Raw genomic sequence first — 21,901 nt, forward strand, 5'->3', positions numbered from 1 at the left:
GCAACCCGCCTTATTGGACCTTGTACTTCTGGTAGGATTTCTCCTCCATAAGCCCCGACCCTAGCGCGAAGTTGACCTCGCGCTTCAATTCGGCGCGTTTGTCGTTGGTGATGTAGACGGAACGGGCGAGCTGGACGAATTTGTCGCTGAAATCGGCGGCGTTCTCACAATCGCGGATATCGTCCTCGATGTCCCAAAGCGCGGCGTTTACATCGTAAAGCGCCTTGGTCAGCCGGGCGACATCCGGATTTTGAGCATGAGCGCCCAGTTTTTCGGTGAGCAGCGCCAGTTCCTTACGGACATTGGCGAGCTTCCCCTCGTCCGTCATGCGGTCGGATTTGATCTGCAGAATGGTGATTTTGTCGACCAGTTCCCCCCAGGACACAGGCGCTTCGATCATCGGCGTTTCCTCGCTTATCAAGAATCATAATCGTTGGACGATCAGATTACGGGAGCACGCAGAAAACCGAAAACGAAAAGGGCGCGGATCACTCCGCGCCCTCCCCTTATTCAAACCTTGAAGCTTAGACCGACCAGGTGATGTCCGTCTCGCTGAGCTTTCCGGCGGTGATGTTGGTCAGCTTGATGCTGAGATCCGCCGATCCATCGCCGTTGGTGTCGACTTCCAGCAGGTTCGTCGAGGTGACGAACCGCGCTTCCGCAGAGCCGCTCGAGGTCCAACCGCTGTCGTCGCCGAGATAAGTCAGCGAACCGCTGCCGCCTTCGAGGTAGATCATGTCGGTGTCGACAGCGAAGTCGGTGATGACATCGGTGTTGCCGGCATTGGTGGTGATGTTGAAGTGGAACTCGTCCAGACCGCCGCCGCCGGTCACGGTGTCGTTCGCCGCGCCCGAGGTGAAGATGTCGGCGTTCGAACCGAGGTTGATCACTGCGCCTTGCGAGCCAGTCGTGACGATTTCATCGATGCGGGTCGAACCGGTGATCGTCTCGACATTGGTGAAGGTCACGTCCGTGGTGTCGCCGGAGAGCGTCACGGTATCGTTGCCTGCACCGCCGTTGACCGTCGAGTTCGAGTAGCTCGACGTCAGCGTGAAGCTGTCGTTGGAACCACTGCCGGTGATCAACTCGACCGCCGTGAACGTACCGGTCGTAGCGCTGTCGAAGCTGATCGTGTCGGTGCCCGTACCCAGAGAGACACGACCCGTAAACGTGCCGGTCACGCTGATATTGTCGGCGCTGGTGTTGCCTGTGACCGTTTCGACACCGGAGATGGTGACGGTATTGTCATAGGCGCCCATGATGATCGAGTCGCTGCCGGAGCCGAGGTTGAAGATCCCGCCCGTTCCGCCGGCAAGCGTCACCACATCCGAACCCGCGCCGCCCGTCACTGTATCGACGTTGGACACGGTGAAGACCGAGCCGCTGCCATTGGCGATCAGCGTGTCGCCGCCCGAGACGAAGTCGAACCAACCCGCATAAGCCGAGCCGTCGCCGATCGTCACGGTGTCGTCGCCGGTGCCGCCGGTGACGCTCTCGATGCTGAGGATCGTCAAGGCGTTGGTCTGATCATCGAGGAACAACTGGTCCGTGCCGGTGCCGAAGTCGGCATAAGCAATGGCCGCAGCGCCGGAGATCGTCACAACGTCAGCACCCGAGCCGCCGACCATGCTTTCGACATTCGCCACCGTGCCGGTGAAGCCATCGTCGAGCCAGGACAGCTTGTCGCTCGCGCCTGCGTCGAGGTCGATCAACTCGGCCCCACCTGTCGACACCGTCACGACTTCATTGCCGGATCCGCCGAGCACCGTTTCCGCGTTCGACACCGTGACCGTGCCGCCAAGCGCCGCGTCGAGCGTAAGCTTGTCGGACCCGGCTCCGAGGTCGACCGTCAGAGCCGTCACCGCCTGAGCGAAGGTCACGAGATCTGCGCCCGTGCCGCCGGTGATGGTTTCGACATTCGCCACGGTGATGTCGTTCGAGAAGTCACCGAGCACGATCTTGTCGCGTCCGGCGGCCAGATCGAAGTCGTCGCCGACGACGGCTGCGCCGAAGGTGATGACATCCTTGTTGGCCGAACCGACGATGCTTTCGATGTCGGTCACCGTGACGGTTGCGCCGGCTGCGGAGATGTCCAGTTCGTCTGTGCCGCCCTTGCCATCGATAGAGCCTGCGGTGAAGGCTGTGGCCACCACGATCACATCTGCGCCGGTGCCGCCGTTGATCGTCTCGATGTTGGAGGCTGTCAGAGTGTTGCCGCCAGCCGCGAGCGTCAGGCTATCCTTGCCCCCCGACAGGTCGATCGTCGCATCGATCTGGTACTCCAGGGTCAGCGCCTGGATGCTGGCGCCACCGACAATCGCGTCGACATTGTTCAATGTCGCAGTCACTGCCGCTCCGGAGAAATCGACGGTATCGGCCGCGCCGGTATCGAGGTCGATGTACATGCCCGTGTGGGTGCCCGCCACCACGATGAGATCGGTATCCGCGGATCCGTAGACAGTATCGACATCCTTGACCGTGACCGTCCAACCATTCTCGAGAACGACGAACTCTTGCATGGAGCCGCCGACGACGCTTTCGACCTCATCGATGCGATAGATCATGTTCATCGTCGTGCTCAGCGTGAGCTTGTCATTGCCGCCGCCGAGGTAGAACCGATCATGATCGGTGCCCTCAGTGACCGTAATGATGTCGCTGCCCGCATCGCCAGTCACCGTTTCGAACCAGGAAACCGTCAGCGTCGCGCCGGCAGAGTTCAGGGTCAGACTATCGGTGCCACCATCATCCGTGTAGACACCACCCGTATAGGCCGCGCCGAGAGTGACCGCCTCGTTTGCAGAACCACCAGTGAAGGTTTCTACACCTGTCACGGTCAGCGTATTATTGACGTCGGCAAGAGTGAGCGAGTCATTCGAGGCGCCGAGGTCGATGACCTGATCGGTGATGCCCGAAAGCATGGTGATGACTTCCATGCTCGCGCCGCCGACGAAGCTTTCGACGCCATCCAGGGTCGCGGTGACATTGAACGCCCCGAAGGACACATTGTCCCCGGCATCGCCGCCGAGATCGATCGTCAGACCCGTCGAGGCGCTGTTGACGTGCACCTCATCCACTTCGCTCGACGCGCCGGTGACGGTTTCGACCGAAGCCACCGTGATCGTCTGGGCTCCGACCAGGACGACCGTATCGGTGCCCGTGCCGCCGGTGATGACATCGACATCGGTCACATTCACGGAGTTCGTGAAGTTGCCGAGCGTCACCGAGTTGTTGCCTGCATCGAGATCAATTTCAGTGCCGGATTCAGCAGCGCTGAAGGTAATGACATCGTTGCCAGCGGCGCCGGTCACCGTTTCGAACTGGCTGAGCGTCAGGGTCGCGCCCGCCGCATCGGCGGTCAAGGAGTCCAGACCGCCCTGACCATCGAACTGGCCGCCGGCGTATGCCGCACCGAGGGTGATCAGGTCGACGCCTGCGCCACCGGTAAAGGTTTCGACATTGCTCACCGTCAGCGTATTGCCGCTTGCGGACAGAGTCAGCGCGTCATTGCCAGCCAGAAGGTCGATCGCCATATCCACCGAATTGGTGATGGTGATGGCCTGCGTGCTCACGCCGCCGGTCACGGCTTCCACATCGGTCAGCGTCGCGGTGACAGCCGCATTCGTGAAGTCCACGCTGTCGCCGGCGCCGGCGTCGAGATCAATCGTCGTGCCCTGGGACAGACCCGTGAACGTGACGACATCGTCACCCGCGTTGCCGGTCACGGTTTCCACATTCGAAACCGTGAAGGTGCCGGCAGACGAACCGACCAGGGTTACGGTATCGACACCCGCGCCGAGATCGATGATCGAACCCGTCACGCCGTCGAGGAACGAGATCAATTCGATGCCCGTGCCGCCCGTAATGGTTTCGACAGCATCCACAGTCACCGTGGCGCCCGAATTGCTGGTTGTCAGCGAGTCCGCGCCGCCGTCGAAGTAGTAGGTTCCGGACGCTTCCGCGCCGCTGAGGACAACGAGGTCGACATTCGTGCCGGAGGCGACGGTGAAGGTGTCGACGCCGCTGATGGTGGCATTGCCGCCATCGTTCAGCACCAGGGTGTTGTCGCCCGCGCCGAGCGAGAACGTGCCGTTGGCAGCCCCATCGACGAAGATGTAGTCGTCGCCGCTGTCGCCGATAACCGTTTCCACATTGGAAACAGAGAAGCTGTTGTTGACAGCCGCAAGCGTCAGCTTGTCGTTCGCGCCAGCGAGATCCACCAGCTGGTCCGTCATGCCGGAGCCAAGCGTGATGACTTCGATGCTCGCGCCGCCCTCGATGGTTTCGACAGACGTCAGGGTCGCCGTAGTGTGGCCCGTGCCGTCGAAGATCACCCTATCGTCGCCGTCGTCGCCGTCGATCGACATGCCGGTATGGCCTGCCGAAACAGTGATCTTGTCGTTGTTTGTGCCGTCACCGGTAATCGTTTCGACGTTGGAGACGGTGATCGTCATGCCGCCAGAAGCGCCGGAATTGGCGGTGATCGTGTCATCGCCCGAGGCGAGATCAATGACCGCCCCCGCTTCATCATCGATCAGCGTGAGCACTTCGGAAAGCGCGCCGCCGGTGATGGTCTCGACGTCGTCAAGCGTCAATGTCGCTCCGAGCGCCGAGGTGACCACCGTGTCGGAACCGTCGCCGCCATAGATCGTCATGGCGGTTTCTGCACCCGACAGGACGATGTTGTCGTTGTTGGAGCCGGAGACGGTGATCAATTCGATACCGGACACGGTGACAGTGCCGCCATCTTCCATCGTCAGCGTGTCGGTGCCGGCGCCGAGCGTCAGAACCATGTCGGCGACTTCAGAGGTGTAAACTTCGTCATTACCGGCGGCGCCGACGACTGTTTCGATATTTGCAACCGAAACAGTGTTTGCAGCGTTGGCGAGCGTCAGCTTGTCCGCAGACGTACCGCCCAGGTCGATTTCACCGCCCGTGAACTGCGTCAGGAGGGTCACATTTTCGGCAGAAGCGCCGCCGACGATGGTTTCGACATTCGACAGCGTCACGGTCACATCGCCTGTGCCATCGAAGGTGATCTGGTCTTCATCGCCATCGAGGTCGACCGTCATGCCGGTCACCGCTCCGACGACATAAACATCGTCCTTGCCGGTCGAACCGGTGATCGTTTCGATCAGCGTGACGGTGATCTGGTCCGCAGTAGTCAGCGTGATCGCATCGATCCCCGAAGAGCCGATGACCGATTCGATGTTCGTGACGCTGAAGTTGTTGCCGCCAACCGCGAGAGTGAGGCTGTCGTTGCCGGCGTCGAGATCGATTTCCAACGCGCTGATCGCGGTGGCCGAGGTGATGACGTCGTTGCCAGCGGCATCCGCAATGCTTTCGATATTGGCAATCGTCAGCGTTGCGCCGTTGGTGTCGAAGTCGAGAACGTCGCTATCGGCGCCGCCGTCGATATAGCCGCCGGTATAGGTGCCGCCGAGCGTCAGCAGATCGACGCCAGAGGAGCCGGTGACGGTCTCAACGCTGGTGATGGTCAGGGTGTTGCCGGCCGAAGCGAGCGTGATCGCATCGTCGCCGAGCTCGAGATCAACCGCCATGTCGACCGAGTTGGCGAATGTCAGCACTTCCACGCTGTCGCTGGCATGGATGGTTTCGACATCCGTCAGCGTCGCGGTGACGTCGGCGTTGTCGAAATAGACGACGTCCGTACCGTCGTCCAGGTCGATGGTCATGCCATCCGAAGACCCGGTGACATGAACCTCGTCGGCAGCCGTGCCGACGCCGGTGATCGCTTCGACATTCGCAACGGTGATCAAGAGATATTCACCGCTTGCGATCGTCACGCTGTCGGCGCCGTCGCCCAGGTCCAACACCGCGCCGTCTACGAGGTCGGTGCTGAAGGTGATCTTGTCCTTGCCGTCGCCGCCGGTGATGGTGTCGACGGTGTCGACAGTGATCGTCGCGCCGGAGTCGGAGGTCGTGAGAACGTCGGTTCCGCTGTTGAAATACATCGTCACGCCCGTCGCCGCGGCAGTCAGGGTGACGTCATCGTTGAACGAACCGGTCGAGGTGAAGGTTTCGATGCCCGAAACAGACACCGTACCGCCATCGAGAAGCTCGAGCGTATCGCTGCCCTGACCGAGGGACGCCGTCAGGGTCACTGCGCCGTCGACCACAACATAATCGTCATCGCGACCACCGGTGATGGTTTCGACATTGACGATGGTCAGCGAGTTCGTCGTGTTGGCCAAAGTGATGGCGTCGTTGCCGGCCTTCAGATCGATGTAGTCGCCTTCGAGGTCGTCAGCGAAGGTGATCACTTCGATGCCGGAGCCGCCGACCACCGATTCCACGCCGGTCAGGGTTACGGTTGCGGTTGTCGAGCTGAATTCGACAAGGTCGTCGCCATTGCCGAGATCGATGGACAAACCGGTCGCATCGCCGGTCACCATGATGTCGTCATCGCCTTCATTGCCGCTGATGACTTCGACATTCGCGACAGTCAGGGTGACTCCGCCAGGTCCGTCAGCCGAAATCGTGTCCGCGCCAGCGCCCAGATCGATCGTCGCGCCGGTCTCGGTGTCAAGAAGCGTGACGTTGTCGACGCTCGCGCCGCCGGTGATCGTTTCGACCGCATCGACCGTCACTGTGCCGCCAGCAGCAGCCAGGGTCAGTTTGTCGGTGCCGTCGCCGAAATACAGGGTCATTCCGGTTTCAGCGCCGGAAAGCGTGACGATGTCGGACGAAGTGCCGCCGGTCACCGTGTAGGTTTCCACGCCCGAGATGGTGAACGTGCCGCCAGCCGCGACTTCCAGCGTATCGGAACCAGCCGCCAGGTTGATTGTGGAGCCCGAAGCGGAGCTTGCAACGATGACATAATCGTCATCGGCGTTGCCGGTCAGGGTTTCGACGTCGGTCACGGTCAGGGAGTTCGCGGCATTCGCCAGCGTCAGCGAGTCGTTACCGCCCGCTAGGTCGATATCGGAGCCGTCGGCCGCCGTAGCGAGCACCACGACATCGGTCGACGCGCCGCCTTCGACAGTTTCGACATTGCTGAGCGTTGCGGTGCCGCCTGCGCTCAAGGTCACGGTGTCCGCGCCGTCATCGAGATCGATGGAAAGGGCAGACTGCGCCGTCAGGACCGTGACGTCGTCGGCATTTTCGGAACCGACAACGGTTTCGACATTGCTCAGGCTGATGGTCGCCGCCGCGCTTGCGCCGGACAGGTCGACAAGGTCGTTGCCGAGGCCGAGATCGTAAGATCCGCCGGTCATTTCGCCCGTGACATAGGCCAGGTCGACGCTCTTGCCGCCGATTACGGTTTCGACACCCTCGACGGAGATGGTGTTGAGGAAGTTGCCGAGCGTGATCTTGTCGTCGCCATCGCCGAGATCGATGAGGCGGTTATCGACGATCGTCGCGAAGACAACCTGATCGTCGCCGGCGTCGCCGGTGACAGTCTCGACGTTGCTGACGGTGATGGTGCCGCCGTTTGCGCCGAACGTGACGGTGTCATCGCCGGTGCCGAGATTGATCGAGACGCCGGTCGCCGCGGTGGAGCCAAGCGTAATCGCCTCGTCGCCAGCGCCGGCGACGACGGTTTCAACATTGTTGACAGTCGCGGTCGCGCCGTTCGATCCGCTGAAGGTCAGCGAGTCCGAGCCGTTGCCCAGATCGATCGAGCCGCCGGTCATGTCGGTGGAGACGATGACCACCTGCGCCGTCACCGAAGAACCGCCCGTCACGGTTTCGACGTTCATCAGCGAGAAGGTGCCGCTCGCATTGTCGAGCATCACAGTGTCTGCGCCGCCAGCGAGATCGATCTGCGTGGTGGTTTTCAGCGCGCCGTAAACTGCGACGATGTCGTCGTTCGAGCCACCTATCACCGATTCGACATTGGTGATGCTGAAGGTGCCAGAAGACAGGGTGGAAACGATGTCGAGCTTGTCGGTGCCGATACCGAGGTCGATCACCATCGTGTCGTCGATGTCGGATGCGACGACCACGTCATTCGTCTTACCGCCGACGATCGTTTCGATATTCGCCACGGTAACGGTGTTGATGAATGCGCCAAGCGTCAACTTGTCCGCGCCGTCGCCGAGATCGACGATGCCGCCGGTAATCTGCGAATTCAGCGTCACGACGTCGACATTGGAGCCCGCGCCGGATGTAATCGTTTCGACGTTGGAAATGGTAAACGTGCCGCCCGCATCACTGATGTCGAGAGTGTCGTCGCCGGCCTTCAGATCGACGATCACCCCAGTCGCGGCGCCTTCAATATAGACCTTGTCGTCGCCGGTGCCGCCGTTGATTGTTTCAACATTTTCGATCGTCAGCGTGTTGGTGGCGTTTGCGAGGGTGATCTGATCCTTGCCGCCGGCAAGATTGACCGAAATACCTTCGGCGACCGCGCCGAGGACGATGCTTTCGGTCTTTGAGCCGCCAGTGATGGTTTCGGCGTTCGAAACAGTCAAGCTCACGGCGCCGGAGGAAATCACGAGGGTGTCGTCGCCGCCGCCCATATTATATGTCGCGCCGGTGATGCCCGTCGAAAGCGCGACATATTCATTCTGGTTCGAACCGGTGAGGGTTTCGATATCACCCACGGTCAGCGAGTTCTGGAAGTTGCCGAGGGTCAGCGAGTCATTGCCCTTGCCGAGCTTGATCGAGGCGTCCGTCAAAATCGTCGAAGCGACGACCACATCGCTGGACACGCCGCCAACCACCGTCTCGACATTGGAAATGGTGAGAGTGTTGTTGACCTTGGAAAGGGTGATCGTGTCGTTGCCGCCAGCAAGATTGATCGAGAGATCGGCCGAACCGGTGAAGGTGATCGCGTCATTGCCGGCCTTGCCGACGATGCTTTCAATGTCAGAAACGGAGAGTGTCGCGCCCGCAGCGTTGAGCGTCAGGGTGTCGTCGCCTGCGCCGAGCTTGATCACGCCGGTAACCGCGCCACCGAGAGTGACCTCGTCATCCTTGCTGCCGCCATCGATCGATTCGACGTTGCTGACAGTAATATCATTCGCATAAGCGCCGAGAGTGACCTTGTCCTTACCGCCGGCGAGGTCGAGCTCAACGCCATTGGCGCGACCATCAAAGGTGACAGCATCGATGCCGGTGTTGCCGAGAACACTTTCGACACCCTTGATGCTGATGGCGTTCGCGCCCTTGGCCAGAACGACGGTGTCATCGCCCGCGCCGAGCGAAAGATTGATTTTCTTGACGGCGTCGTTGAGCGTGATTTTGTCATCAGCTTCGTCGCCAACAACAGTCTCGATGTTCGAGACCGTAACGGTGGCGCCATCCTCATCAAGGATAAGCTTGTCGTTGCCGCCCGCGAGATCGATCTTGCCCGAAGCATAGGCGCCATCGAGATAGACCGTGTCAGCCGAAGCGGCGCCGACGATCGTCTCGGTGTTGTCGATGTAAATCGTATTGGCGAACTTGCCGAGCGTCACCTTGTCGTTGCCGCCGCGCATGTCGACCTCGACACCCTGGGCCGCCCCCGTGAACACCACGGTGTCAGCGCTCGTGCTGCCCGTCAGCGTCTCCAGCCCGGCGACACTGACAGTCGACGCGTCGGACAAGGTCAGCTCGTCATCACCCGTCCCCAGAGAAAGGACCGCCTTCTGCGAAGCCGCAAGCGTAATCGCGTCGTCACCAGAGCCCCCGCTGATGGTTTCGACATTGGTCAGCGTCAGGTTGTTGCTGGATCCAGCCAGCGTGAGGCTGTCATTGCCGGCCAACAGATTCAGAGATCCCGACACCGACGAGTCGATTAGAATGGTATCGACTTTCGTGGTCGCAGTGATAGCGTTCAGGCTACTCACAGTCACGGTTACATTTGCCATAATACAGCCCCTTTTGCGTATTTGGGGCCATCCTATGCGGGAATGATTACTTAAAACTTACCGTCGAGGTATTAGAAAACGAGTTTCAAGGAAATTTATCGAATGATTTCAATGGGCATAGAATCCAGCCAGCCGTCATAAGTCGATAGAATTTTAATGCTAAATTTTTCACGACGCTTAAGGCCCTTTTAGAACATGCTTTAAGAAACTCCGCACTCGTATCTCGGCGTACTGGTATCCTCTGTTTGTGAGTTTCTTCAGAAACTGTTCTTTAGATCCGGAGTAGACAGTTGCTTATGCGCAACCAGACGCTTGTTTTACGGTTTTCAGGAGGTTCTCGACAACCAATTGCGTCCACGCGGCGGGGCGCGTTCCAATGCTTCTTTCTGGCTGCAATGGCGCGCCCTCATATTCGTCGTGTTGACGATTCCTAAAATACTCTTCTAGAAATAACGTCAAAAGTGAGCGGCAATAAAGACAGGGGCTTTCGAGAATGAGCGCAAGCGACAATGCGACCGGTAGCGGCATCGGAATCAAATCCGTGTCGGTGACCGGCGAAAACCTAATCGACGGCGTGCTGGAAGGCCATCGCTGGAACAGCAGCGTGCTTACCTTTGCGTTTCCGGACCAGAAGTCCGACTACAGTTACGCCGGGGAAAAAAATCACGGCTTTGGCGAAGTCGAGACAAATATAAAGGCGGCTGTTCGTTACACTCTCGATCAAAGTTTTGGCGGCGCGGCCAATGACGGTTTCTCGGTAGAAGGCTTCACCAAATTGAAGATCGCCGAGGGATCGGATACTGGGGCCGTCCTGCGTTACGCCAATTCGACATCCGCCAATCCAACAGCTTATGCGTACTATCCCTCCACGCATGAGCGCGGCGGGGATGTCTGGTTCGGCAACAAATACCCTTATGAAAACGCGAAGATGGGCAACTATTATTTCGCGACGATCATTCATGAGACCGGACACGCGCTCGGCCTGAAGCATGGCCACGAAACGTCGGGAGACTTCGACGCCCTGGAATCGAGATATGATTCTCTCGAATACACCGTCATGAGCTATCGCAGCTATAAGGGGGCCTCGACCACCGACGGCTACACCAACGGCACATGGGATTTCCCCCAAAGCTTCATGATGGCGGACATTGCCGCCCTTCAGCATATGTATGGAGCGGATTACAGCACCAATAGCGGCAACACCGTCTATAGCTGGAATCCGGATAGCGGCATCACCTATGTCAACGATGCGGCCGCGCTGACGCCTGGCGGCAAAAAGATCTTTGCGACGATCTGGGACGGCGGCGGCGTCGATACTTATGATCTGAGCGCCTACAAGAACAATCTTTCTCTCGATCTTCGCCCTGGCGAGGAGTCGCGCTTCAGCCGGTGGCAAAGCGCCAATCTCGACAGCAGCGATCCGAGCAATCTGGCCAGCGGCAATATCTACAACGCCCTTCTGCACGACGGCAACACGGCGTCGCTGATCGAGAACGCCATTGGCGGCTCAGGCAACGACACCATCCGGGGCAACCAGGGGGAAAACCGACTCTCCGGCTCGTCAGGCAATGACAAACTGCTGGGCGGCGATGCGCATGACGTCCTGATTGGCGGCAAAGGCGCAGACACATTTGTCTTCGCGGACGGCTGGGGTCGGGACCGGGTTGCCGATTTCAGCGGCAATGACCGCATCGACCTCAGCGACTTCGACCTGTCCAATTTTGCCGCCGTCAAAGCGCTGCTGGATCAATCCGGAGGAGATGTTCAAATCAAGCTGGGGGATGGCGACGTGCTGGTGATCGCCGACGTCAAGATCAGCGATCTCGAACGGAACGACTTCATATTGTAACCGCAGCCATTGTTCTGATACGGCAAGAGCCGCCCGGACATCCGGGCGGCTCTCTTTATTCATAGGATATCAACTGACCCTTATTCGCCGGCGTCTTCGGCAGCGGCCTTCTTCTTCGGCGCAGCCTTCTTCTTCGGCGCAGCGTCAGCAGCGTCTTCGCCGGCCTCAGCCTTGGCTTCGGACTTCGCAGCCTTCTTCTTCGGCTTGTCGGCCTTTTCAGCAGAGTCCTCCGAATCGTCGTCGGCCAGGAGCTCTTCCTTGGTCACGGTCTTGTCCGTCACCGAGATCTGCGTCAGCAGGTGATCGACGACCTTCTCTTCGAAGATCGGCGCGCGCAGGCCGGCGATCGCGCCGGGCGTTTCGCGGAAATACTTGATGATTTCCTTTTCCTGGCCCGGGAACTGCTGCATCTGGGCGTAAAGAGCCTTGTTCAGCTCGTCTTCGCTGACTTCGACGCCAGCCTTTTCGCCGATTTCAGACAGAACGAGGCCGAGCTTGACGCGGCGTTCGGCCAGCTTGCGATATTCTTCGCGGGCCTTTTCTTCCGTCGTGTCTTCGTCTTCGAAGGTCTTGCCGGACTGGGCGAGATCGGAAGCGATCTGGCGCCAAATCTGTTCGAACTCGGCGTCGACGAGACGGGCCGGGGTGTCGAAGGCGTAGAGCGCGTCCATCTGGTCGAGCAGCTGACGCTTCAGCTTCTGGCGCGTCACGTTGCCGAACTGGCTTTCCAGCTGGCCGCGAACGATTTCCTTGAGGCGATCAACGGATTCGATGCCGAGCTTGGACGCGAGTTCGTCATTGACTTCGAGCGGCTCGGCGGCGGCGACAGCCTTCACCTTGATGTCGAAGGTGGCGTCCTTGCCGGCGAGGTTGGCCGCCGGATATTCGGCCGGGAAGGAGACGTTGATGACCTTCTCGTCGCCGGCCTTGACGCCGACCAGCTGCTCCTCGAAGCCGGGGATGAAGCGGTTGGAGCCGAGCACAAGTTCGGCGCCCTCGTCCTTGCCGCCATCGAACGGCACGCCGTCGAGCTTGCCTTCGTAATCCATGGTCACGCGGTCGCCGTTTTCAGCCGCGCCGTCCTTGTCGGCATAGCTGCGGGCGCTCTCGGCGATGCGGAGGATCTGCTCTTCGACTTCGGAATCGGGGATTTCGACGATTTCGCGGGTCACGGCGATGGAGCTCATGTCCTTGAGCTCGATCGGCGGGATCACTTCGTAGGAGAGCGTGAATTCGAAATCCGCCTCGGCGTTGAGGATCTTGTCGGCTTCCGACTGGTCCTCGGTCATGGCGATTTCCGGCTGGGTGGCGGACTTTTCGCCGCGGCCGGTGAGGATTTCGGTCGGCCGGTCGCGAATGATCTCGTTGACCAGCTCGGCCATCACCGACTTGCCATACAGTTTCTTCATATGGGCGAAGGGCACCTTGCCGGGACGAAAGCCGTTGATACGGACGCGGCCCTTCACTTCCTCAAGCCGCTCGTTCATCCGAGCTTCCATGTCCTTGGCCGGGATGACGACCTTGAGTTCGCGCTTCAGCCCTTCCGCGAGCGTTTCGATAACCTGCATGTTCCTACCTTCATAATCGCGGCGGCGCAGCAGAACGCGCCAGCCTCTCGTTATAGATGAACTCCACCGCTCATCCGCCGGAAAAGCGCTTTATGCAAATTCGGAGTCCTTTTGCAAGCAAAATGGGCCGGGAGAGCCGGAGTTCCCGTCTTTTCCCTCGCCTTTGCCTGTGTATGCCGATTGCGCGAGCGAACGCTCGCCGTCTCATCACTGAATGGAGCCTGGTGCGGGTGGAGGGACTCGAACCCCCACGCTTTTGGCGCGAGAACCTAAATCTCGTGCGTCTACCAGTTCCGCCACACCCGCATCGCCGACGCCCTTCAAGCGGCGTCTTGGCGCGTCCTTAGCACTCGATTCCGAGCATGAAAAGAAAAAAGAGCGTTTGCCTCCCAGGCTTTTACACAATGTAAATCCGAACTTACTATATTGGGTTCGATCGCCAGACAGGCGAGAGACATGCAGACTGCGCATAGCGCCCCTGAGTTTTTTGCGCTGCAAAAGAGAAATTTATCATACTATTCTCTTTTTCAACGACAGGGCGGACCTGACGAGACGGAGATGGCGAACCGTCGGCGCGCAAGCGACAATGCCCTCCCAAAAGGGTGATATGAATTCGGGGTCGCGATCTCCTCCTCCCACGCGCCCCGATGTGACTGACGACACTCCTCCTCCCAGTCGTCGGTCAAACTCAACGACGCCCACCGGACCTCCTCCCCCGGTGGGCGTTTTGATTCCGAGATTTCCAGCATGTTCAGCCCGTGGCGACCGGTTGGGCCGCAGAGCTTTTCCCATATGACCCTGCGCCGGCATTGACGGCTGGCGCTTTACCCGGATGGGCATCCCCCACACTCCGCCCGACCTCCCATACTCTCTCCAATGGATCCGTCACGGTCTTGTCATGATTGTGGGGCTCCAAGCCGATGCTCGGGTGATAAAAATGTGTTATCGCCTTAAAAACAGGCGCCGTGACCACAAATGCGCCGTTGAAACGACATAGTCATTAACAAAACCCAAATATTGTGAGTGACTTAGGTTAATGAGATGCACTTTTTGCATAGGTGCACTGCCAGATTGGCGCTGGTTTCCTGTGCGCCGCAACATTATCTTCTGATCATGAAATTCAGGGCGGCAAACGGACCGCTCCACACAAAAAGGATCAGGATCATGAACATCGCTCGCGCTTACAACAACTGGGTCAAGTATCGCCAGACCGTCACCGAACTCGGCCGCATGACCAACCGCGAACTGAGCGATCTCGGCATCGCTCGCGAAGACATCCGCAAGGTTGCTCGCCAGGCCGTCCGCTAAGCCAGACGACAGATTTTCAACGAAAGCCGCCGGAGCGATCCGGCGGCTTTCGTGCGTCTGGGCGCAGCCTTCGGCGATGCAACATTCTGCGCGGGTTCATCTCCCCTCGGCATCCTCATTCTTCAAACAGCCTGAAATTCAACCTTTGTTAACGCCGCAATCCTCTGCGGGCGACCTGTTAACCAGTGGCGAAACTTTGCGCCGCGCCTCGTATTTGTGCAATGCATGCTTATTTGCATAGCAGCTGCACACAAATCGCACTCCACCTTATTATTATTCGCATGTATAAAGAGCACATCAAGTTTCGAGCCGGGCAGAAAGTCAGGCCGCCAGAGAAAAGTCTAAAGAGGAAACGTCCATGAACCCGCTTCGCATCGCCATCAATTGGGTCAACTATCGCCGCACCATCTCCGAGCTGTCCAACCTGTCCAACGACACGCTCCAGGACATCGGCGTGAACCGCTACCAGATCCGCAACATCGCGGCCCGCTCTTTCCGCTAATCGCGCGAGAGCAAAATTTCTGAACATGTCGACGGCGCCCAATCGGGCGCCGTTTGCATTTGGGGCTATTTCCTTTGAAAAGGGCGGCGGGCAAGCCGCCGCCCCTGGGCGTCACACGAGCTCGCCGAGCGCCGCCGGGCTGAAGTCCTTGAGAGCGTCCAGCTGGCCGTGGCGCACCTTGGTGACCCATTGCGGATCGTTGAGCAGGGCGCGGCCCACGGCGATCAGGTCGAATTCGTCGCGCTCCAGACGCTCGATCAGATTGTCGAGGCTGGCCGGCGTGGAGGTTTCGCCGCCGAAGGCCGCGATAAACTCGCCGCTCAAGCCGACGGAGCCGACGCTGATCGTCGTGGCGCCCGTAAGCTTCTTGGCCCAGCCGGCGAAGTTCAGGCCCTTCTCGCCATCGATCTCCGGGAATTCCGGCTCCCAGAAGCGGCGCTGCGAGGCGTGGATGACGTCGACGCCGGCATCGACCAGCGGCTGCAGCCAGCTCGCCAATTCGTCGGGCGTCGTCGCCAGACGGACCGAGAAATCCTGCTGCTTCCATTGGCTGGCTCGAAAAATGATCGGGAATTCAGCACCGACGGCGGCGCGGACAGCCTTTGTGACCTCGACCGCAAAGCGGCTACGCTCGGCGATCGTCGCGCCGCCCCACTTGTCCTGGCGTTCATTGGTGCCGGCCCAGAAGAATTCGTCGATCAGGTAGCCATGCGCGCCATGAATCTCGACAGTGTCGAAGCCGAGGCGCTTGGCGTCGGCAGCGGCCTGCGCGAAAGCGGCGATGGTGTCGGCGATATCGGCGTCGGTCATCGCCTTGCCGCGCGGCTTGCCCGGCGCGAGCAGGCCCGAGGGGCTTTCGATGCCGTCGGGATTGTAGTCCTTGTCGGCGATGGTGCTGCCGGTATGCCAGATCTGCGGCGCCATGCGGCCGCCGGCGGCGTGCACGGCGTCGATGACGTTCTTCCAGCCGACCAGGGCCGAGTCACCATAGAAATTTGGGATGTTGGGATGATTCTTGGACGCCGGACGCGCCACCACGGTGCCCTCCGACAGGATCAGGCCGACATCGGCTTCGGCGCGGCGGCGATAATAGTCGGCGACGTTCTGGCCCGGCAAGCCCTGAGGCGAGAAGGTGCGCGTCATCGGCGCCATCACGATGCGGTTCTTGAGCGTCAGGCCCTTGATGGTCAGCGGCCGAAACAGCGTGTCTACGGTTTTCTCGGTCATGTAGTCCTCTTTGATATCAGCACCTCGGGAGGTGGACTCCCTATGTATAAATTGTATACCAAGTGGCAAGAACGCACTCTGAAGCTACCAGATATATTCGAGGAAACCGCATGCCGGGAGACGCCTGCTTTCCGATCCGAACCGGGGCCACCAACCGGCTGATTCTCGACCAGATCGCCGACAAATGGTCGATCCTCATCCTTGCCGTGCTCTGCCAGCAGCCGCGCCGGTTCAACGACATCCGCCGCGCGCTTGACAGCGTCACCCAGAAGGCCCTGACGCAATGCCTGAGACGATTGGAGCGCAATGGGCTCGTGTCGCGTCGGATTATCGCCGGCTCGCCCATCGGCGTCGAATACGCCATCACGCCGCTCGGCTCATCCTTGAAGGAGCCGATCCGCGCGCTGCATGCCTGGACGCTCGATCACGAGGAGGAAATCCTCACGGCGCAGCGCAGCTACGACGCGGCGCAGGGCATATTCAGTCAAGCGGCCGAGTGACGCGGCTGAACCGGCTTGGTCTTTTGCAGATCGTCATGTTATGAGCCGCGCCATGAGCACACATCCCTCCCCCATTCATGTCATCGGCGGCGGTCTGGCCGGCTCGGAAGCCGCCTGGCAGATCGCCAACCGCGGCGTTCCCGTCATCCTGCACGAGATGCGCGGCGTCCGCAAAACAGACGCGCACCAGACCGACAGCCTCGCTGAACTGGTCTGCTCCAATTCCTTCCGCTCCGACGATTCCACCTCCAACGCCGTCGGCGTCCTGCATGCCGAAATGCGCATGGCGGGATCGCTGATCATGGCGGCGGCGGACGCCAACCAGGTTCCCGCAGGCGGCGCGCTCGCCGTGGACCGCGAAGGCTTCGCAGAAGCCGTGACGAAAAAGATCGCCCAGCATCCGCTGATCACCGTCATCCGCGAGGAAATCACCGCACTGCCGCCCGAAGATTGGGACAATGTCGTGGTGTCGACCGGACCGCTGACAGCGCCTGACCTCGCCGAATCCATCCGCGAAGCAACGGGCGCCGATTCGCTGTCCTTCTTCGACGCCATCGCGCCGATCGTGCATCGCGACACGATCAACATGGATATCGCCTGGCACCAGTCGCGTTACGACAAGGTCGGACCGGGCGGCACGGGCAAGGACTACATCAACTGCCCGATGACCCGTGAACAATACGAGGCGTTCGTGGCGGCGCTGATCGCCGGCGAGAAGACCGAGTTCAAGCAATGGGAAAACGTGCCCTATTTCGACGGCTGCCTGCCGATCGAGGTGATGGCCGAGCGCGGACCCGAAACGCTGCGTCACGGCCCGATGAAGCCGATGGGCCTGACCAATGCGCATAACCCGACGGTGAAGGCCTATGCGGTGGTGCAATTGCGCCAGGACAATGCGCTCGGCACGCTGTTCAACATGGTCGGCTTCCAGACCAAGCTGAAATATGGCGCGCAGACCGAGATCTTCCGCATGATTCCCGGCCTGGAAAATGCGGAATTCGCCCGTCTCGGCGGCCTGCATCGCAACACCTACATCAACTCGCCGGTGCTGCTCGACCATTCGCTGATGCTGAAGAGCCGAAAGGGCCTGCGCTTCGCCGGCCAGATCACCGGCTGCGAGGGCTATGTGGAAAGCGCGAGCATCGGGCTGCTCGCCGGCCGTTTTGCCGCCGCCGAACGGCTGGGCGAGACGCCGTCCCTGCCGCCCGCCACCACCGCCTTCGGCGCACTGCTCGGCCACATCACCGGCGGGCATCTGGCGACCGACGAGGAGCCCGGCAAACGCTCCTTCCAGCCGATGAACATCAATTTCGGCCTGTTCCCTGAGCCGGAGCCCGGCAGCGTCGCGACGACGTCCGAGGGCAAGCGCCTGCGGGGCAAGGACAAGACTGTCGCCAAACGCCGGGCGATTGCCGCCCGCGCGCTCTCGCATTGCCGCGAATGGCTCGGCGGTGAAGCCACCGCCAACTGACGGATAAGCTAAGACACGCTAATATTCGGAAAATTACCGGGCGCTCAGATGGTGGCGCTCGGTTCGGCATCCCGGTCGATGCGGGTCGCGACGGATCCCAGAAGCCAGAGCGAGACTTCCGCAGCATCCTTCTCGTTTCTGAAGGAAAAGGACCCGGTCAACGCCGGGTGATCGTGAAAATCGATCGAGATCGTCTTTGGATCCTGGGTTGGCGACAGGGTGACGCGTTCGGCATCGATCAGCGTGCAGAGATAGCGGTTGGAAACACGGCGCATGCAGCCTGCGCCGCCGGTCCACAATCTCAAAAACACCATATCGCCATCGGAACTCATCACCAGATTTCGGATGGCTTCATTGGGATAGGCGCGCGCGAATTCCAGGACAGCAAGACCTGCGTCGAACCGTTCGTCCGCTTCGCTTTTGCGTACGAAGCCCGTTGCCCAATAGAAGAAACTCAAGGCGGCTCCGAGAATAACCACCCAAATCGCCAAAACCATCGGCCCACTCCAGCATCATCGCTCTCACGGCTAGCGGATCAAGCTTGCGTGAATGTGGCTCGCGTCGCAATTGCCTTTGCATGCAAAAACGCCGGAGCCTGGGGCCCCGGCGCAGTTTTTCACAACAACCGCAGGATTATTCCGCCTGGGCGACCGGACGCACCAGCGGCGTGATGCGGCGGATGGTGACGCGGCGGTTTTCACGCTCGGCTTCTTCGGTGTTGATCTTGAGATAACGTTCGCCATAGCCTTGGGTGACCAGGTTTTCCGCCGGAATATCGAACATGTCCGACAGCACCTCGGCTACCGATTCCGCGCGACGGTCGGAAAGGACGAGGTTGGATTCGTCCGAGCCTACGGCATCCGTATGACCTTCGATCAGGAAGGTTTCACCCGGATCCTTGTCGAGAATTTCCCGGATCGCAGCGCCGACGCGCTTCAGCGACGAGGCCTGATTCATCGAAATGTCCCAGCTGCCGGTGTCGAAGGTAATCGTATCCAGATCGATGCGGCGAACCTTGTCGCGGATACGCGCCGAATACTTCACTTCGTCGACTGAATAGACGCGTTCGACCGGCTCCACCGGCGGCTCTTCCAGAAACTCGACGTAATTCCGGTTCGGTTCCTTCGACACATCGATGATGTAATCCTCGACCGGAATGGTCAGGCGCATCGGCGGCAAACGGACGCCCGGGTCGCGCAGATACAGTCTATCGGCGCGGCCGAGATCAAGAACCGGAGAGTAGAAGATCACCACTTCGCGCCCAGCCCTTTCGATGCGCGTGCGCTTGATGATTTCGCCATAGCGGTTGCGGATTGTCACGATCCGGGTTCCGTCGGGGCGCACCACCACTTCACGAACGCGATTGTTGGCCAGTCGTTCATAGCGGGTGTCGCCGCGGCGGCCCAGGCGATCGCGATCGTCATCGCGGACGATGACGCGATCGCCCAGCTTGATGATCACGCGACTGTCGCGATCATTCAACCTGCGGCCTTCGCCGAGGTCGTAACCCTGGAAGCCGGTGATCCGGTCGCCCTTTTCCTCTAGCGCCGGGCGCACGCGGATGGGTTTGCCGTCAGCATCCTTGAAGCCAGCCTGCGCTTCGCGATCCGAGCGAGGCGCACGCACCGGTTCGGCCTCCTGGCGCTCACGACGACGACGCTCGCGGGCGGTTTCGTCGCCGTTGTCGGCGTCCTTTTCACTGTCCAGCACCGCGGCGCCGTTCTTCACCGGCAGGCGCTTGGGCTCGCCGCGATTTTCGCCGTCGTTATTGGCGTCGCGCGGCTTCTCGGTCTGGATCTCCTCGATCGAACCGTTGTTCCGCTTCCGCGGCTTTTCAGCCTCATTCGACTGCGAACCGTTTTCTTCTGTCTGGTTGTTGCGCTTGCGAGGCTTGTCCTGCCCCTGATCCTCGATCACGGGTTTGACCTCGCCCTGGCCTTCGGCGTTGTTGCGCTTGCGATTGTCGCGGTTCTCGTCCTGCTGCTGGCCCTGCTGTTCTTCCTGCTGCTGACGCTTGCGCTCCTGACGGCGCTGCTCCTTCTGGCGCTGGGCGTCGTCATTTTGTTGCTGCTGCTCTTCCTGCTGCTGGCGCTGACGCTCCTGGCGCTGTTTCTGACGCTCCTGCTGGCGCTGCTGATCTTCCTGATCCTGCTGCTGGCGCTCCTGTTGACGCTGCTTCTTTTCCTGCTGCCGTTGTTCGCGCTGCTGCTGCTGATCCTGATCCTGATCCTGCTGGTTTTTCTGGCGCTCCTGCTGACGCTGTTGCTTTTCCTGTTGCCGTTGCTGACGCTCCTGGCGACGCTGCTCCTTCTGCTGTTGCAACAGTTCCTCTTCCGACTGCACCTGCGTCGCGTCCGTTGTCTGCGGCGCAGACAACACCGATTGCGGGATCGGCGCAGCCTGAACGGGAGAAAGTCCGGTCAAGGCGATCAGCGGAATCGCCGCCGTGGCCAAAAGCTTGTGTCGTAACGCCATTAGACTGTTTCCTCGCGCTTCGTGTTGTTGTGTTTTCCGAATCGCATTCGATTCGAGGCCATTTTATGTTTCCATCCCGGCCTTGCCGCCAGACTTACGAAATCTGCCCTTTATCAACACTGAACCGACGGTTCAGTTCCCATTCATAAATACGGCCGGCAACATTCATCTGGATGAGCTTATGTTTGGGTGTTGCAATTCGCTGCGGAAAAGGACCATTATTTCAAGGCGAGGCGCTATGAAAAAGCGTCCACGAACAACCGTCGGGCGCAACGCCCGCATCGCATACAGGGGAAACTCATGAAAATCGCTCGTCGCCTGACCCTAGCCGCGGCCGTTTCGGTCGTCGCCGCTTTCTCCGGCGCAAGCTTCGCCGCCGACAAGATCGTGATCGGCACGGAGGGCGCGTATCCTCCCTTCAACAATCTCGAAGCCGACGGCACGCTGACCGGTTTCGACATCGATATCGGCAAAGCGCTCTGCGAAGAGCTGAAGGCCGAATGCACCTTCGTGACCAATGACTGGGACGGCATCATCCCGGCGCTCCAGGCCAAGAAGTTCGACGCCATCCTCGCTTCCATGTCGATCACGCCCGAGCGCAAGGAAAAGGTCGACTTCACCGTCAAATACTACAACACGCCGCCGGCCATCGCCGTGCCGAAGGATTCGCCGATCACGGAAGCCAGCGAAGCCGGCCTCGACGGCAAGGTGCTCGGCGCGCAGTCCTCGACCACCCATTCCAACTATGCCGAAGCGCATATGAAGAAGTCCGAGCTCAAGCTCTATCCGACCGCGGACGAGTATAAGCTCGACCTCGCCAACGGCCGCATCGACGCCGTGATCGACGACGTCGTGGTTCTCTCGGAATGGCTGAAGACCGAAGACGGCGCATGCTGCAAGATCCTCGGCACGTTGCCGGTCGATCCGCAGATCAACGGCGAAGGCGCCGGCATCGCCGTCCGCAAGGGCGACGACGCGCTGCGCGAAAAGCTGAACGGCGCCATCGCCGCCATCCGCGCCAACGGCAAGTACAAGGAAATCAACGCCAAGTACTTCCCCTTCGACGTCTACGGCGAATAATCACAGGCAAAATGCTGAAACGCGGCGGGAGACTTGCTCTCCCGCCCGTTTTGTCTGACAAGAAGAGCGAGAAATCCCGAAAAGGGAACAAAGGGGAAAAGAATGC

The 21,901-nt window shown here is 60.1% G+C and carries 12 protein-coding genes and 1 tRNA gene; 6 read left to right on the top strand and 7 right to left on the bottom strand.

Annotation, left to right across the window (positions count from 1 at the left end):
* Nucleotides 1-10: 10 nt before the first annotated feature.
* On the bottom strand, nt 11-400 hold the full coding sequence (locus E8Q41_RS23935; protein WP_137158080.1) for a DUF6165 family protein: 390 nt from the start codon (nt 398-400) through the stop codon (nt 11-13).
* A 124-nt stretch (nt 401-524) separates the two neighbouring features.
* The gene (locus tag E8Q41_RS23940) at nt 525-9,731 is read right to left on the bottom strand and encodes a calcium-binding protein (RefSeq protein ID WP_137158081.1); all 9,207 of its coding nucleotides are present in this window, start codon (nt 9,729-9,731) and stop codon (nt 525-527) included.
* A 577-nt stretch (nt 9,732-10,308) separates the two neighbouring features.
* Here E8Q41_RS23940 and E8Q41_RS23945 point away from each other — a divergent pair.
* Nucleotides 10,309-11,664: a M10 family metallopeptidase gene (locus E8Q41_RS23945; protein ID WP_137158082.1), complete on the top strand. Its 1,356-nt coding sequence runs from the start codon at nt 10,309-10,311 to the stop codon at nt 11,662-11,664.
* Between the two features lie 80 nt (nt 11,665-11,744).
* On the opposite strand, the gene tig is transcribed toward E8Q41_RS23945, so the two are convergent.
* The gene (tig, locus tag E8Q41_RS23950) at nt 11,745-13,232 is read right to left on the bottom strand and encodes a trigger factor (RefSeq protein WP_137158083.1); all 1,488 of its coding nucleotides are present in this window, start codon (nt 13,230-13,232) and stop codon (nt 11,745-11,747) included.
* A gap of 222 nt (nt 13,233-13,454) precedes the next feature.
* Nucleotides 13,455-13,538 (bottom strand) — tRNA-Leu (locus E8Q41_RS23955).
* An 858-nt stretch (nt 13,539-14,396) separates the two neighbouring features.
* Here E8Q41_RS23955 and E8Q41_RS23960 point away from each other — a divergent pair.
* Both E8Q41_RS23960 and E8Q41_RS23965 read left to right on the top strand, forming a co-directional pair.
* Entirely contained in the window at nt 14,397-14,540 is a 144-nt protein-coding gene (locus E8Q41_RS23960) for a DUF1127 domain-containing protein (RefSeq protein WP_137158084.1), read from the top strand.
* 358 nt (nt 14,541-14,898) lie between these two features.
* A complete protein-coding gene (locus E8Q41_RS23965; protein WP_137158085.1) occupies nt 14,899-15,042 on the top strand; it encodes a DUF1127 domain-containing protein in 144 nt (47 codons plus the stop codon).
* Nucleotides 15,043-15,153: 111 nt separating this feature from the next.
* Here E8Q41_RS23965 and E8Q41_RS23970 read toward each other — a convergent pair whose 3' ends face one another.
* Nucleotides 15,154-16,269: an NADH:flavin oxidoreductase gene (locus tag E8Q41_RS23970; protein WP_137158086.1), complete on the bottom strand. Its 1,116-nt coding sequence runs from the start codon at nt 16,267-16,269 to the stop codon at nt 15,154-15,156.
* Nucleotides 16,270-16,379: 110 nt separating this feature from the next.
* Here E8Q41_RS23970 and E8Q41_RS23975 point away from each other — a divergent pair, with 110 nt between their 5' ends.
* Nucleotides 16,380-16,769 (top strand): helix-turn-helix domain-containing protein, encoded by a 390-nt coding sequence (locus tag E8Q41_RS23975; protein WP_137158087.1) that lies wholly within the window; start codon nt 16,380-16,382, stop codon nt 16,767-16,769.
* 40 nt (nt 16,770-16,809) lie between these two features.
* Nucleotides 16,810-18,240 carry a methylenetetrahydrofolate--tRNA-(uracil(54)-C(5))-methyltransferase (FADH(2)-oxidizing) TrmFO gene (gene trmFO, locus E8Q41_RS23980; protein ID WP_137158088.1) on the top strand — a complete coding sequence of 477 codons (1,431 nt, stop codon included), beginning with the start codon at nt 16,810-16,812 and terminating at the stop codon, nt 18,238-18,240.
* A gap of 44 nt (nt 18,241-18,284) precedes the next feature.
* On the opposite strand, the gene E8Q41_RS23985 is transcribed toward trmFO, so the two are convergent.
* Together E8Q41_RS23985 and E8Q41_RS23990 are read right to left on the bottom strand one after the other, a co-directional pair.
* The gene (locus E8Q41_RS23985; RefSeq protein ID WP_137158089.1) at nt 18,285-18,737 is read right to left on the bottom strand and encodes a hypothetical protein; all 453 of its coding nucleotides are present in this window, start codon (nt 18,735-18,737) and stop codon (nt 18,285-18,287) included.
* A 136-nt stretch (nt 18,738-18,873) separates the two neighbouring features.
* Nucleotides 18,874-20,715: an OmpA family protein gene (locus tag E8Q41_RS23990; RefSeq protein ID WP_137158090.1), complete on the bottom strand. Its 1,842-nt coding sequence runs from the start codon at nt 20,713-20,715 to the stop codon at nt 18,874-18,876.
* Between the two features lie 300 nt (nt 20,716-21,015).
* On the opposite strand from E8Q41_RS23990, the gene E8Q41_RS23995 reads away from it, so the two are divergent.
* On the top strand, nt 21,016-21,795 hold the full coding sequence (locus E8Q41_RS23995) for an ABC transporter substrate-binding protein (protein ID WP_137158091.1): 780 nt from the start codon (nt 21,016-21,018) through the stop codon (nt 21,793-21,795).
* Nucleotides 21,796-21,901 lie beyond the last annotated feature (106 nt).

This window comes from Rhizobium sp. FKL33, from assembly GCF_005222915.1.
Lineage (GTDB): Bacteria > Pseudomonadota > Alphaproteobacteria > Rhizobiales > Rhizobiaceae > Rhizobium_E.

Coding starts and splice junctions, on each gene's coding strand:
- E8Q41_RS23935 (WP_137158080.1), bottom strand. CDS start 400: ATGATCGAAGCGCCTGTGTCCTGGGGGGAACTGGTCGACAAAATCACC.
- E8Q41_RS23945 (WP_137158082.1), top strand. CDS start 10,309: ATGAGCGCAAGCGACAATGCGACCGGTAGCGGCATCGGAATCAAATCC.
- tig (WP_137158083.1), bottom strand. CDS start 13,232: ATGCAGGTTATCGAAACGCTCGCGGAAGGGCTGAAGCGCGAACTCAAG.
- E8Q41_RS23960 (WP_137158084.1), top strand. CDS start 14,397: ATGAACATCGCTCGCGCTTACAACAACTGGGTCAAGTATCGCCAGACC.
- E8Q41_RS23965 (WP_137158085.1), top strand. CDS start 14,899: ATGAACCCGCTTCGCATCGCCATCAATTGGGTCAACTATCGCCGCACC.
- E8Q41_RS23970 (WP_137158086.1), bottom strand. CDS start 16,269: ATGACCGAGAAAACCGTAGACACGCTGTTTCGGCCGCTGACCATCAAG.
- E8Q41_RS23975 (WP_137158087.1), top strand. CDS start 16,380: ATGCCGGGAGACGCCTGCTTTCCGATCCGAACCGGGGCCACCAACCGG.
- trmFO (WP_137158088.1), top strand. CDS start 16,810: ATGAGCCGCGCCATGAGCACACATCCCTCCCCCATTCATGTCATCGGC.
- E8Q41_RS23985 (WP_137158089.1), bottom strand. CDS start 18,737: ATGGTTTTGGCGATTTGGGTGGTTATTCTCGGAGCCGCCTTGAGTTTC.
- E8Q41_RS23990 (WP_137158090.1), bottom strand. CDS start 20,715: ATGGCGTTACGACACAAGCTTTTGGCCACGGCGGCGATTCCGCTGATC.
- E8Q41_RS23995 (WP_137158091.1), top strand. CDS start 21,016: ATGAAAATCGCTCGTCGCCTGACCCTAGCCGCGGCCGTTTCGGTCGTC.